At 68.6% G+C, this 12,797-nt stretch carries 12 protein-coding genes; 3 read left to right on the top strand and 9 right to left on the bottom strand.

The annotated features are described in order from the left end of the window. The first annotated feature begins 214 nt into the window (after nucleotides 1–214). The 3 genes from F2Q65_RS11520 to F2Q65_RS11530 all read left to right on the top strand — a co-directional run bounded on the left by F2Q65_RS11520 (nucleotide 215) and on the right by F2Q65_RS11530 (nucleotide 3,843). Nucleotides 215–1,786: a CNNM domain-containing protein gene (locus tag F2Q65_RS11520; protein ID WP_150093516.1), complete on the top strand. Its 1,572-nt coding sequence runs from the start codon at nucleotides 215–217 to the stop codon at nucleotides 1,784–1,786. A gap of 126 nt (nucleotides 1,787–1,912) precedes the next feature. Beyond that, nucleotides 1,913–3,172 (top strand): hemolysin family protein, encoded by a 1,260-nt coding sequence (locus tag F2Q65_RS11525; protein WP_150093518.1) that lies wholly within the window; start codon nucleotides 1,913–1,915, stop codon nucleotides 3,170–3,172. Nucleotides 3,173–3,183: 11 nt separating this feature from the next. Then, nucleotides 3,184–3,843 carry a MarC family protein gene (locus F2Q65_RS11530; protein WP_150093520.1) on the top strand — a complete coding sequence of 220 codons (660 nt, stop codon included), beginning with the start codon at nucleotides 3,184–3,186 and terminating at the stop codon, nucleotides 3,841–3,843. Nucleotides 3,844–3,875: 32 nt separating this feature from the next. Here the strand turns inward: F2Q65_RS11530 and F2Q65_RS11535 are convergent, their stop codons facing one another. The 9 genes from F2Q65_RS11535 to F2Q65_RS11570 form a co-directional block, all read right to left on the bottom strand. Then, nucleotides 3,876–4,934, bottom strand: a complete 1,059-nt coding sequence (locus tag F2Q65_RS11535; RefSeq protein WP_246156172.1) for a DUF2333 family protein — start codon at nucleotides 4,932–4,934, stop codon at nucleotides 3,876–3,878. A gap of 301 nt (nucleotides 4,935–5,235) precedes the next feature. Beyond that, nucleotides 5,236–5,802 (bottom strand): HPF/RaiA family ribosome-associated protein, encoded by a 567-nt coding sequence (locus F2Q65_RS11540; protein ID WP_150093524.1) that lies wholly within the window; start codon nucleotides 5,800–5,802, stop codon nucleotides 5,236–5,238. A gap of 261 nt (nucleotides 5,803–6,063) precedes the next feature. Beyond that, the gene (locus tag F2Q65_RS11545; protein ID WP_150093526.1) at nucleotides 6,064–7,200 is read right to left on the bottom strand and encodes a toxic anion resistance protein; all 1,137 of its coding nucleotides are present in this window, start codon (nucleotides 7,198–7,200) and stop codon (nucleotides 6,064–6,066) included. Beyond that, entirely contained in the window at nucleotides 7,197–8,219 is a 1,023-nt protein-coding gene (locus tag F2Q65_RS11550; protein WP_246156165.1) for a 5-bromo-4-chloroindolyl phosphate hydrolysis family protein, read from the bottom strand. Before F2Q65_RS11550 ends, F2Q65_RS11545 begins: the two co-directional genes overlap by 4 nt. Next, nucleotides 8,216–8,365, bottom strand: coding sequence for a hypothetical protein (locus F2Q65_RS19475; protein ID WP_170265660.1), 150 nt, complete (start codon nucleotides 8,363–8,365; stop codon nucleotides 8,216–8,218). The genes F2Q65_RS11550 and F2Q65_RS19475 overlap by 4 nt, the downstream gene beginning before the upstream one ends. A gap of 116 nt (nucleotides 8,366–8,481) precedes the next feature. Continuing rightward, on the bottom strand, nucleotides 8,482–9,678 hold the full coding sequence (locus tag F2Q65_RS11555) for an ABC transporter permease (protein ID WP_150093528.1): 1,197 nt from the start codon (nucleotides 9,676–9,678) through the stop codon (nucleotides 8,482–8,484). A gap of 15 nt (nucleotides 9,679–9,693) precedes the next feature. After that, nucleotides 9,694–10,899 (bottom strand): ABC transporter permease, encoded by a 1,206-nt coding sequence (locus F2Q65_RS11560; protein WP_150093530.1) that lies wholly within the window; start codon nucleotides 10,897–10,899, stop codon nucleotides 9,694–9,696. A 28-nt stretch (nucleotides 10,900–10,927) separates the two neighbouring features. Then, nucleotides 10,928–11,593, bottom strand: coding sequence for an ABC transporter ATP-binding protein (locus F2Q65_RS11565; RefSeq protein ID WP_150093532.1), 666 nt, complete (start codon nucleotides 11,591–11,593; stop codon nucleotides 10,928–10,930). A gap of 25 nt (nucleotides 11,594–11,618) precedes the next feature. After that, nucleotides 11,619–12,773, bottom strand: a complete 1,155-nt coding sequence (locus F2Q65_RS11570) for an efflux RND transporter periplasmic adaptor subunit (RefSeq protein ID WP_150093534.1) — start codon at nucleotides 12,771–12,773, stop codon at nucleotides 11,619–11,621. Nucleotides 12,774–12,797: the final 24 nt, after the last annotated feature.

Raw genomic sequence — 12,797 nt, forward strand, 5'->3', positions numbered from 1 at the left:
AAAATGCAGCGATTCGGAAACCGCGTTTTCGAATCGCGTGCTGATTTTTGGCCAGGATGGCCAATAAATCAGCGTCTACATAGGGAAAAGAATATGGGCGAGCCGGCAGCGCACAAGGACACCAAACCGTCATCCGCCCCGGCTTGTGACCGCCCCGCGGACTCGGGTAGTCTGGCGTGTATCGCACAGCCGCCGCGGACCGACACCCCGTCCATTGGATAACGCACTCGCCAATGCCGACCACCTCGCCGCGGGGCTGTGGTCGCAGCTGCCGGCCTGGCCGGCCCACTGGCTGTCGGACCTGACGAGCTATCTCGCCTTCGACCCCGCCCTGCTGGCCACGCCGGACATGCTGGCCCGACTGTTGCTGCAATTCCTGCTGCTGCTGGGGTCTGCCTTCTTCTCCGGTTCCGAGACGGCCCTGTTCTCGCTGTCGCGGCTGGACCTGCAGCAACTGCGCCGGCGCCAGCACCGGCACATCGACACCCTGCAGGCACTGCTGGACCAGCCGCGACGCCTGATCATCTCGGTGCTGTGCGGCAACCAGCTGATCAACATCGCGGCGGTGGCCAACATGACCGGCATCCTGGTGATGCTCTACGGCGAGGAGCGGGCCGGCGTCATCAACGTGCTGGTCATGGTGCCGCTGCTGTTGCTGCTGGGCGAGGTCACGCCCAAGACCGTGGCCATCGCCAATCCGGTACGCGTCAGCGCCGACCTGGTGGCCGCCCCTATGGCTCACTGGGCACGCCTGGTCACGCCATTGCGGGTGCTGCTCAGGCTGGTGTCAGACCGGGTCACCACCTGGATCGTCGGCCATGAGAAGGCGCCGGAAAACATCCTGCAGATCGACGAGTTCCGCACCCTGGTGGACGAGGTGGCCAACGAGGGCCATCTGCAGGCCACCGAGCGCGCACTGATCTATCATCTGCTCGACGCTGGGGCCACCGAGATCGTCGAGATCATGACACCGCGCACACGCATGGCCTTCATCAGCGCCGACAGCGACCTGCCGCAGGCGCTGGAGCGCTTCCGCAGCCTGCGCCATTCGCGCGTGCCGGTCTACCGCGGCCATCGCGACAACCTGGTGGGCTTCCTGCACCTGGAAGACGTGCTGCCGCTGGTGCTCGACCAGCACGATCTCACGGACAAACGCCTGGACGACCTGCTGCGACCGCTGGTGGTGGCGCCGCCGACCAAACGCGTGGACGAAATGTTCGACTTCTTCCAGGGCAACCAGACCCGGGCAGCGCTGGTCATCGACGAGTTCGGCGGGGTTGCCGGCATCGTCACCATCCGCGACGTCCTGACCTTCATCTTCGGCCACCTGTCCGGCGAGGCCAAGGGCCAGGCGCACTACCACGAGCGTGACGAGAACGTGTATCAGGTGCCGGGCGACATGAAACTGACCGATTTCAACGACCTGACCAATTTCGGCATCTGGGACCCGCGCATGACCACCATCGGTGGCGTCGCCTTCCGCCACCTGGATCGCCTGCCGCGGATCGGCGACCGCGTCACCGTGGAAGACTGCGTGCTCGAGGTGCTGGAACTCGACGGCCTGCGCATCGCCACCGTCCGCGCCTCCCGCGGTCCCACGGCCACCGAACCACCGACCCCGGAAACGTCTCCGGAAACGCCCCCGAAGACGTCGCCGGAATCATCCCCCGAGCCACCCGCAGACCAGGATCAGCCCCCCGAGTCGGAACCGGAACCGGAACCGCAGCCGGAGCCAGATACCGAATCCGACACCAACCCCGAGCGACATCCCGGCTCCGGCCCCTGATCACAGCCCCCGAACACCGCCAGCCCCCAACGCCACCCGCCTTCAAACCTCAAACCTCAAACCTCAAACCTCAAACCTCAAACCTCAAACCTCAAACCTCAAACTTCAAACTTCAAACTTCAAAGAATGGACCCCACCCTGGCCATCCTGATCATGCTCCTGTTGCTGCTGCTGGAGGGCTTCTTCTCCGGCAGCGAGATCGCGCTGGTGCACGCAGACAAGTTGCGCCTGCGGGCCCGCGCCGGCAAGGGCGATCGCGGCGCCCAGGTGGCCCTGCGGCTGTTCGAGCGCCCGGAGGTGCTGCTGACCACGACCCTGGTGGGCACCAACATCGCCGTGGTCACCCTGACCACCCTCGGTACCCTGTTGCTGATCGATCGCTTCGGCCCGCTGGGGGAGCTGTACGCCTTTCTGCTGCTGACGCCGATCCTGCTGGTATTCGGTGAGATCGTGCCAAAGAGCGTCTATCAGCAGAAGGCCGATGCCCTGGCCCCCGTTGTGGTCTACCCCCTGCGCGCATTCTCGCTGGTACTGTATCCGGTGGTCTGGCTGTTCTCGCTGGTGGCACGAGCGGCCGCCCGCATCGCCGGCGGGCCGCGCTCGGCGAGCAGCCTGTTCATCACCCGCCAGCAGGTCGCCACCCTGGTAGACATGGCGGACCGGGGCGCCGACGTGGACGTCTTCGACCGCAAGCGCATCGAGCGCGCGATCCGGTTCGGCAGCACCACCGTGGGCGAGGCCATGGTACCGTTGGCGGAGATCACCGCGCTGAACCACCTGCGCAGCACCCGCGACGCGGCGGAGCTGGTGCGCCAGTCGGGGTTCAACCGACTGCCGGTCTACGAAGGCAACATCGGCAATGTCATCGGCATCGTCACCCTGACGGTGTGGGACCTGATGGACGAGAGCGTCCGCGCGCAGCCGCTGGGCGAGCTGCTGCGCCCGGCGCTGTATTGCTCGCCGCTGCAGCCCATCGACGATCTGCTGCCGCTGCTGCGCGAGCGCGATGACCACATGGCCGTGGTGGTGGACGAGTTCGGCTCGGCCATCGGCATGATCACCATGGAAGACATCCTGGAGGAGGTGGTCGGCGAGATCGAGGTGGGCTACGACTTCGACGTCTACCGCCCCAAGCGCAAGCGCCATTTCCAGCGCATGGACGACGGGCTGTACGTGTTCGACTCCCGCGTGCCCATCTCGGAACTCAACGCGCTGCTCGGCATCGACCTGCCGGCGACCGAGTTCCACACCGCCGGCGGCTTCATCGAGACCCGGCTGCGGCGGATCCCGCGGGTCGGCGACGGCGTGTCCGAGGCCGGCTGGCGCTTCACCGTCATCGAGGCGGATGAGCGCGCCGTGATCAAGCTGCGCATCGAGCGCGGCTGACCGCAACGACCATGGAACTGCTGTCCGCCGCCATCCTGCTGGCGATCATCATGGACCCTGTGGGCAACATCCCGTTGTTCCATGCCCTGCTCGGGCGCTATCCACGCCGGCGGCGCCTGGTCATCATCGCCCGGGAACTGGTCGTGGCCTATCTGGTGCTGCTGACCTTCCTGGTGGGCGGCAAGGCTATCCTGCAATGGCTGGGGCTGGAGCAGCCGGCGCTCAGCGTGGCCGGCGGCGTGGTGCTGTTCATCATCGCGCTGCGCATGGTGTTCCCTGAGGAGGCGCACCCGACGGTCGCCACGCCACAGGCGCCAGCCACGACCGGTCAGGAGGTCGTTCCGAACAGGCACGCACTCAATCCGAACAATGAGGAACCGCTGATCGTGCCCCTGGCGGTTCCGATGCTCGCCGGACCATCCGCGGTATCCGCCCTGCTGTTGCTGGTCAGCCGCGACCCGCAACTGCTGCCGACCTGGATCGGCGCCCTGACCCTGGCCTGGGGCTTCAGCGCGCTGATCCTGCTGGGCTCGGGACTGCTGATGGACATGCTCGGCGCCCGCACCCTGCGCGCCATCGTCCGCCTGAGCGGCATGCTGCTGATCATGATGGCCATACAGATGTTCCTCGACGGCATCACCGCCTACCTGGCTGCATTGCCTGCGCGCTGAGCCGACGCCCCGTTTTCCGGGCTTCGACAGATCTAGCCGCGCTGCAACAACACCCGCAGGTCGAGCACCGCGGCATTGGCACGGGCGATGTAGGAGGCCAACACCAGCGAGTGGTTGGCCAGCACGCCGAAGCCGTTGCCGTTGAGCACCACCGGGCTCCATTTGCGCATGCTGGCCTGCTCCAGGTCGCGGATGATCTGCTGCATGGACACCTCGGCGTTCTTGTCCTCAAGCACCTTGCGGAAGTCGACCGAGAGGGCCTTCATCATGTGCAGCAGGGCCCAGGTGTAGCCCCGCGCCTCGAAGAAGACATCATCCACCGCGTTCCAGGCGGTGCGCTCCAGCACCTGTGCCCCGGCCGCCGGTTCGAACCCGGCGCCGGTCAGTGCCCCGGTCAGTTCGGCATCGCCGACACTGGCCGTCAGCCGCTGGCCGTAGCTGCCGAGCCGTTTTTCCACCACCGCCAGATAGGCGCCTAGGTTGTCTGCCCGGGCATGGAAGCGGGCGGTGGAGTCGCGCCCCGAGACCAGCGCCTGCAGGTAACTGCGCAGGGCCGCGGTGCCCTGGCGGTACTCGTCCTCCGCCGATGGCAGGAACCAGGCATTCGGGTCAAAGCTCAGTTCGGCATCGGCGTTCTTCAGCGCCTCATGCTCGATGGACTGGGTCTGGGAGCGGCTGAAGTCATTGCGCATGGCGCGCACCGAGTCCCGCAGTTCCGTCAGGGCGCCGTATTCCCACGCCGGCATGTTATCCATCAAGACGCCGGGGGGCAGCCGGTCGTTGTGCAGCCAGCCACCCGGCTTGCGCAGCAGCGTCTCCGCCACCTGCACCGCCGCGGCCACAGTGGTCGCCCCCTGCACCGTATCGGCACGCTCCGCGCCGAGCATGGACTCGGCATTGGCCACCACATCGAACTTCGCCGGCTGCAGCGACCACCAGCCCCCCAGCGCAAACAGCAACGCCACCGGCAACAGCAGCGCCGCCGCGATCAGGCTGTACCGACTGGTCAGACCCCGGCCCAGCCGGGGCAACCAGTCAGCGCCGGCGGACGACCGCCGCTCGGCAGGCCCACCCGCCGCCGGCGACGGCACCGGCAACGGCGCTGATCCCGGCGTTGATCCGGCCGGCGACGCCGACGGTGCCCTTGGCACCCCGCGCCTGGGAAGCGGATTGGGATTTCTCAGCGTATTGCTCATTTCTGCCCCATCGATCGGTAGAGACTGCCCGGTCCACATCGCCGTGCGGCGAAAGACCGGATTTACGAATGGAGATGGGGATTGGCCGAGGAAATATCAGCGATGCGACCGCAGCACGCCGAACCCGGCGGTTTCTGAGCAACCTGATCCCCGACAGCCCGCCCCTGTGAGGGCGGGCGCTGGGGAAGAACGGCCGTCAGCCGACGATGTGATGCTTACCGACGCGATGCACGCTGGAGGCCTGGGGGCCTTCGGCACCGGCCTCCTCGGCAAAGCGGATCTCGGCGCCTGCTTCGAGCTGATCGAAGTCTGCGTCGACCAGGCTGTTGCGGTGGAAGTAGACCAGCCGGCCGTCCGGGGTCTCGATGCGGCCGTAGTCCATGGCGGGCACCAGTTCCACCACCCGACCGTGGCTCGGCGGACTGTGGGTCTTCACATTGCCGCGCAGTTTGCGCGCGTAGTTTTCCAGCTGGCGCCGAGCGGCGGCGAAGGCGTCGCGGATGGCCACATAGGCGTCTTCATGCGCCTGGTGATCCTTCGGGTCCCGGCTGACCACCAGTTCCTGCCCCGGCACGGTCAGATCGACGCGCACATGGTACAGATTGCCCTTGTGATGATGCTTGTGGTTGGCCTCGACCGTGACCCGGGCGCTCATGATGTCGGGGAAGAAGCGGTCGAGCTTCTCCAGCTTCTCCTGGATGTCGGCCTCGAGGGCGTCGGTGGCAGACATGCCGCGGAACGTGATTTCCGGTGCGATTTTCATACGTTTTCGAGCCTCCCACCTACAATCTAGACCCTCCACGGCCTTTCCGCCACTCGCCAGCTCCGTCAGTTGCCCGTCTGCACCGCGAAGACACGGAGAACGCGGAGAAAAACCAGGTCTTTCAAGCGACTATCTGCGTGTTCTTGGCGTCGTCTGCGATCAACTGATCGGAGCGGCTGGCGGCTGATCGCTGGCGCCTGGTGCCAGGCGGCTGGTGCCTGGTGCCTGGTGCCTGGTGCCTGGTGCCTGGTGCTTGGCGGCTCAGTCTGCTCCGGCTGCGGCCAGACTCTTGCGCAGTTCCGCCTCCATCTGCGACAGCTCCGCGGCGGCGGCGGCGCGGGCGCATCGGCCCTCTTCGGCGATACGCAGGCTCTCCTCGATGGTCTCGATCAGGGCCTGGTTGGCCTGCTTGACGGTCTCGATGTCGAACACGCCACGTTCGATCTGCTTGCGCGCCTCGAGATTGGCGGTCTTCAGGTTCTCGGCATTGGCCTGCAGCAGTTCGTTGGTGAGGTCGGTGGCGGCCTTGACCGTCTCGGCGGTGCGGCCGGAGCGATAGATGGTGATGGCCTGGGCCAGCTGCTGGCGCCACAGCGGCACGGTGTTGACCAGGGTGGAGTTGATCTTGTTGATCAGGCCCTTGTCGTTCTCCTGCACCAGCCGGATGCTGGGCAGGGCCTGCATGGCCACCTGCCGCGTCAGGCGCAGGTCGTGCACGCGCCGCTCCAGGTCGTCGCGGGCGCCGCGCAGGTCGCGCAGGTTCTGCGCCTGCACCATGTCCTGCTCCTGCTCCACCCTGGCCGCCAGTGCCGGAATGGTCTCGTCGTCGAGTTCGGCCAGCCGGGCGTCGCCGGCGGCGATGTAGTGCTCCAGTTCGCGGAAATAGGCCAGATTGGCATCATACAGACGGTCCAGCGCAGTCACGTCGGTGAGCAGCCGGGTCTTGTGCCGCTCAAGGTCGAGGGTGATGCGATCGATGTGATCGCGCACCAGCTCATACTGCTGCAGGAAACGCACAATGGGCTTGCCGCTGCCGAACAGGCGCGACAGCAGGCCACGCCGGGCATTGGGGTCCAGGCCCTCGACGTCGAAACCGCGCAGGGTGGTGACCATCAGGCTCAGGGAGTCGCCGGCGGAGCCGGAGTCCTTGCTGCGCACACCCTCGAGCATCTGGTCCGAGACCACGGTGAGCTGCTGCTGCGCCCGGGCGCCGAAGTGCATGATGGCGTTGCTGTCGGTCAGATCCAGCTCCGCCAGCAGGGCCTTGATCTCGGTCTGCTCCGCCGGCGGTGCCTCGGCCAGGGCAACGACCGGGGTGCCGACCGGAGCGAGGCTGTCGCCCGCGGACGCCTCCGGGCTCCGGCGCTGTGACTCGGTGTCTGCGGCTTGGGTGGTCATCGGATGCCCTCTTGCTCCAGTTGCTTCTTCAGGACCTCGATCTGCACATCCAGGTCCAGTACATCGGCCTCGCGCAAGCGCGCGCGCTGGCGGATGAGCTGATCCTCGATGCTGATCAGCACGGTGCGGAAATTCTGCTCCAGCTCGTCGGAGCCGGCGTGATGATGCGAGCGCACATAGCCGTCGGACACCTGCTCGGCCCCCTCCAGAAAGACGGTGAGGAAGCGTCGTGCCCGGCGCAGGTCCGACGGCCGCTCGGCGATCTGCTCCAGCATGCCGCGGCCCTCGTGGGCGATGCGGCTCAAACGCAGCCGCAGCTCCGGATTGCTCAGCGCGCCGGCGGCACGCTCCAGGTTGATGAGCCGCTTCTCGGCCTCGGCCAGGGCCTCCGCCACCTGGCGCGACAGCATGTCATCGCCGCCCAGGCGCGCCCCTGCCACCACCGGCTCCAGCCCATAGGCCAGGTGATACCCCAACACCGCCAGCGCGCCGAAGGCAATGCCGATGCCGAGACCGTGCCCGACGCCGAACAGGGCGACGGTCAGGGTGCCAAGGCCCAGGGCCACCGCGGCCAGATTGCGCAGGGGCAAGCGCCAGCGGCGCGAGAAGCGTCGCTCACGGCCGGACGCGGCATCGGCAAAACCGAGCCGGGTGAGCACGGCGGCCATCGCCACCAGCGCCCAGCCCAGGGCATCGCCCAGAAAGCCCTGCAGGTGCCCGCTGCCGAGGGCGAACACCGCCGCCGGAACCAACGGCGCCGACAGCACCCACAACAGCACCGGCCGGTAGCCCTTGCGCTGGTGCGCCGTCTGCCAGGGTGGCGGAACCAGCTGCCCGATCTGACCTTGGGGCCCGTTCGGGGCCGGATTGGCAGGCGCGTGCGGGTGCGCGTTTGGGGAAGCGTCCGGGGAGGTGTCCGGGGGCAGATCCAGCTTCAGGTCCATGCCGCGCACGCGCGCGAGCAGGGCCTGCAGGTTGGGCCGCCGGACGCCGGATGTACCGGGACGCTGGTCGTTCATCGGAAGAACAGCGACTGGCAGGAGACCAGCCCCAGGCTGAAGGTCAGGAACAGCCCGCCCAGAAAGCGTCCGCCCAGGGTGCCCCGCGGACGTGTCTCGGGTGGTGGCGGGTCAACGGCAGCACTGGTGAAGGAAGATTCTTGCATGGATGACGTTCGGCTCGGTATGGCGCCTGAGATTCGGGGCACCTGGATGAGTTGCCAGATCCTTCGAGGGCATCATATTAGTACAAATGACAGACGCAGGCCCGGAACAGGCCCCGTCACTCCTCATGCAGCGCCACCACCGGATCCAGCGCGGAGGCTCGCAGCGCCGGCAGGGCGCCCGCCAGCAGGCCGATGCCGCCGGCGGTAAGCTCGGCGACGAGCACGTACTGCCAGGCCGTCTGCGTCGGCAGCGCCGGCACCAGGACGCCGATCAGCCAGGCGCCGCCGGCGCCCAGCACGAAGCCGGCCAGGCCCCCGAGCAGGGCCAGCGTCACCGCCTCCAGCAGGAACAGCCCCAGGATCTGGCCACGACCGGCGCCCAGCGCCCGCAGCAGACCGATCTCGCGACGCCGCTCGCTGACCGCGATGGTCATGATGGTGAGGATGCCGATGCCCCCCACCGCCAGCGAGATGCCCCCCAGCGCCGCCACCACGGTGGTCAGCACCCCCAGCACCGAGCCCAGCACGTCCAGCATCTGGTCCTGGGTGGTGATGGTGAAGTCCTCCTGGCCGTGGCGCAGGATCAGCATCTCCTGCACCCGGGCGGCCACCGCATCGCTGTCGGCGGCGCGGTCGTAGAGCAGGTCGATCTCCATCAGGCTGTCACGGTTGAACATGGCCAGCGCCCGCTCCACCGGGATGTAGACGGTGTCGTCCAGATCGAACCCGAGCATTTGTCCCTTGCTCTCCATGACACCGATGACACGGAAGGATTCGCCGCCGATGCGAACGCGTTCCCCCAGCGGCGACGCGGTGCCGAACAGTTCGTCGCGCAGCTTCGACCCGAGCACCGCAAACGGGCGTCCGCCGCTGATCTCGTCCGGCAGAAAGCGGCCGATGGCCGGCCGCAACGCCCAGATGTCCGGCACCCGCGCACCCGCACCGAGCACCATGGTGCGCCGGCTGCGTCCGCCCCACTCCACCGCGGCATTGCCCTGCACCACCGGCACCACCCCCTCCACATCCGCCACCCGCTGCAGGGCGCGGGCATCGGTCAGGCTCAGCGGTCGCACATTCGACACCATGGCCCCGGACAGCCCCATGGTGCTGGTCTTACCGGGGGTCACGGAGATGAGATTGGTGCCGAACTGGGAGAACTCCGCCAGCACGAACCGATGAATGCCTTCGCCGATAGCCGTCAACAACACCACTGCGGCCACGCCGATGGCGATGCCCGTCACCGTCAGCAGACTGCGCCCCCGCTGGGCGGTCACGGCACCAAGGGTATAGACGACGAAATCACGCGGCCGCATCGGTTCAGTTTCCGATCAGCGCCCGGTCAGCGCCGTCACCGGATCGAGCCGCGAGGCCCGCCGCGCCGGCAGCAGACCGAACACCAGCCCCGCCGCCAGGGCCACCAGGGTGGCCGCGAGCGGCGCCCAGAGCGGGATGCTGAGGTGGAAGGCCTGCAGGTGCATGTTGACCAGCCATACCCCCAGATAGGCCAGCACCACCCCGGCCACGGTGCCGGCGCCGGCGAGCAGGAAGGCCTCGGTCAGGAACAGCGCCATCACGTCGCGCTGACGCGCGCCCAGGGCCTTCAGCAGGCCCACCTCGGCGGTGCGTTGCGATACCGATACCAGCATCACGTTCATGATCAGGATACCGGCGACCACCAGACTGATGGCGGCAATGCCCGCAACGGCCAGGGTCAGGGCGCCGAGGATGCGGTCGAAGGTGCCGAGGATGGCGTCCTGGGTGATCACCGTGACATCGTCCTCGCCCTCATGGCGTTCGCGCACGATGCGGCGCAGGTCCTCCGCCGCCCTGTCCAGGCCCTGCCGGCCGCGGGCCTGCACCAGCACCCGGAACAGCCCCGGATTGTCGAACAGGGCCTGGGCCGAGGCCACCGGCACGATGGCCAGATCGGCCAGGTTGTCGCCCATGGACACGCCGCTGCTGGAGAGCACGCCGATGATGCGAAAGCGCCGGTCGCCGATGCGCACCCGCCGACCCACCGGACTGGCATTGCCGAACAGCGCCTCTGCCAAGGTCTGGCCCACCACCGCGTAGGGCATCGCCCGCTCGGGATCACCCGACGGCAGAAAGCGACCGCTGGCCACGGACAGGTGCCGCACATCGAGAAAATCCGCCGTCGTGCCCAGGATGGTCACCTCGCGCTCCCGCCCTTCCGCCGATACCGGCGCCTGGCCGACAGCGATGGGCGCCACCTGCTGCACATGCACCGAGCGCAGCATCGCCAGGGCGTCCTGCAGGGTCAGATCCCGGGGCGTCTCACCGAGCAGGGGCGGTGCGCCGCCGGCGGTCTCGTTGCGACCGGGCAACACGATCAGCAGGTGCGTGCCAAGCTGGGTGAACTCCTCCAGCACATAGCGCCGCGCCCCCTCCCCCAGCGACGACAGCAACACCACGGCGGCGCTGCCGAAGGCCACCGCCAACAGGGTCAGCCAGCTACGCGCACCATGGGCCGTCAGGGCACGCAGGGCGCCGCCGATGACATCGCCGCTACGCATGGGACGCTCGCCGGGTCCGCCGGTCCATTCAGTCCGCCAGCACCGCGCCGTCGTCCATCTGCACCCGACGCCGGGCGCGGTCGCCCAGCGCCGGATCATGGGTCACCACGACCAGGGTCATGCCCTGACGGTTGAGCGCCTCCAGCGCCTCGACCACCTCCTCGCCGGAGGCCCGATCGAGATTGCCGGTGGGCTCGTCGGCCAGGATAAGCCCCGGCGCCATCACCGTCGCCCGGGCGATGGCCACGCGCTGGCGCTGGCCGCCGGAGAGCTGGTCGGGCCGGTGCGCCGCCCGCGGCGTCAGCCCCACCGACGCCAGCGACTGCCGCACACGCTCGCGCCGGACCCGCGGTGCCACGCCCGCCAGCACCAGCGGCAACTCCACGTTCTCGAACGCACTCAGGCGCGGGATCAGGTGAAAGGCCTGGAACACGAAGCCGATGCGCTCACGCCGCAAGCGGGCGCGCCGCTCCTCGGGCAGCGTCGTGGTCTCGATGCCGTCGAGCCGGTAGCTGCCCGCATCCGGGCGATCCAGCAGGCCGAGGATGTTCAGCAGCGTGCTCTTGCCCGACCCCGACGGCCCCATCACGGCGGCGTATTCGCCGTCGGCCAGGCTCAGGTCCACCGCGCGCAGCGCGTGCACCACCTCGTCGCCCACGCGAAAGGTGCGCTCGATGCCGGCGAGCTCGATCATGCCCGGTACCGCCGCCCCCGGCGGGTCATGGCTCCGCCTCCGCCATGGCGGCGACACCGGCCTGCACGCCCTCGCGGTCCAGGGACAGCACCACCGCGTCCCCCGCCACCAGGCCGGCGGTGACCTGGGTGCGATCCCAGTTGGCCAGCCCGGTGGCGATCTCCCGCTCCAGCAGTCGGCCATCGGCGGCGTCCAGTAGCAGCACCCGTGGCGGGTCGCCGGGGCGGATGGCAGCGGTGGGCACATGCAGCGCATCGTCGGCAACGTCGATGACGATCTCCACATCCGCGCTGTAGCCTGCCAGCAGCGGGGTGTCCGCCGGCGGCGCGGTGATGACCACCTCCACCTCGACGGTGCGCGCCTGCTTCTCCTGATCCAGCACATAGGGCGCGATCCGCCTGACGGTGCCATCGAAGGTGCGATCACCAAAGGCGTCCAGCGCCACCCGGGCGGGCTGACCCAGGCGGATCGCTGCCGCGTCCACCTCGTCGATGGGGGCAGAGATGTAGAAACAGGCATCGTCGATGAGGTCCACCGCCGGCGGCGTCGGGATGCCGGGCGGCGACGGCGTGACATATTCGTTCAGTTCGCCGGAGACCTCGGCGACGATGCCCGCAAAGGGCGCCGTGAGCCGGGTGCGCTCCAGCTCCGCCTGCGCCACGCCCACCCGCGCCGCGCTGACCCGGGCCGTGGCCCGGGCCGCCTCGCAATCGGCGCGGCCGGCCTGGGCCGCGGTGATGGCCCGGTCCAGCGCCTCTTCCGAGGCCATGCGGCGCTCCTGCAGCTTGACCTGGCGCGCGGCCTCACGCTCCGCCTGGTCCGCGTTCAGGCAGGCAGCCCGGGCTCGGGCCTCCGCCGCATCAGCCTCGCGCTCGGCCAGGGTCACGCCGGCCTTCAGGTCCTGGTTCCAGAGTTCCAGCAACAGCTGGCCGGCCTCGACCCGATCGCCCTCGTGCACGCTCAGGGTCGCGATCTGCCCGCCTGTGCCCGGCGCCAGCCGCGCCCGCCGGCAGGCCATGACGGTGCCGGCGCGCGTGTTGGCCACCACCTCTTCCACGGTGCCCCGCTCCACCGCCGCCACCCGCACCGCCACCGGCTCGGGGCGCGTCAGCCACCAGGCGCCGAGCCCGACAACGGCGACCAGCCCGGTCGCCAGCAGCAGCCGGCCGGTCAGGCGCATACGTCGGATACCGGTCTTGATGCC

The sequence above is a fragment of the Thiohalocapsa marina genome, assembly GCF_008632335.1.
In the GTDB taxonomy this organism is placed as follows: Bacteria; Pseudomonadota; Gammaproteobacteria; order Chromatiales; family Chromatiaceae; genus Thiohalocapsa; species Thiohalocapsa marina.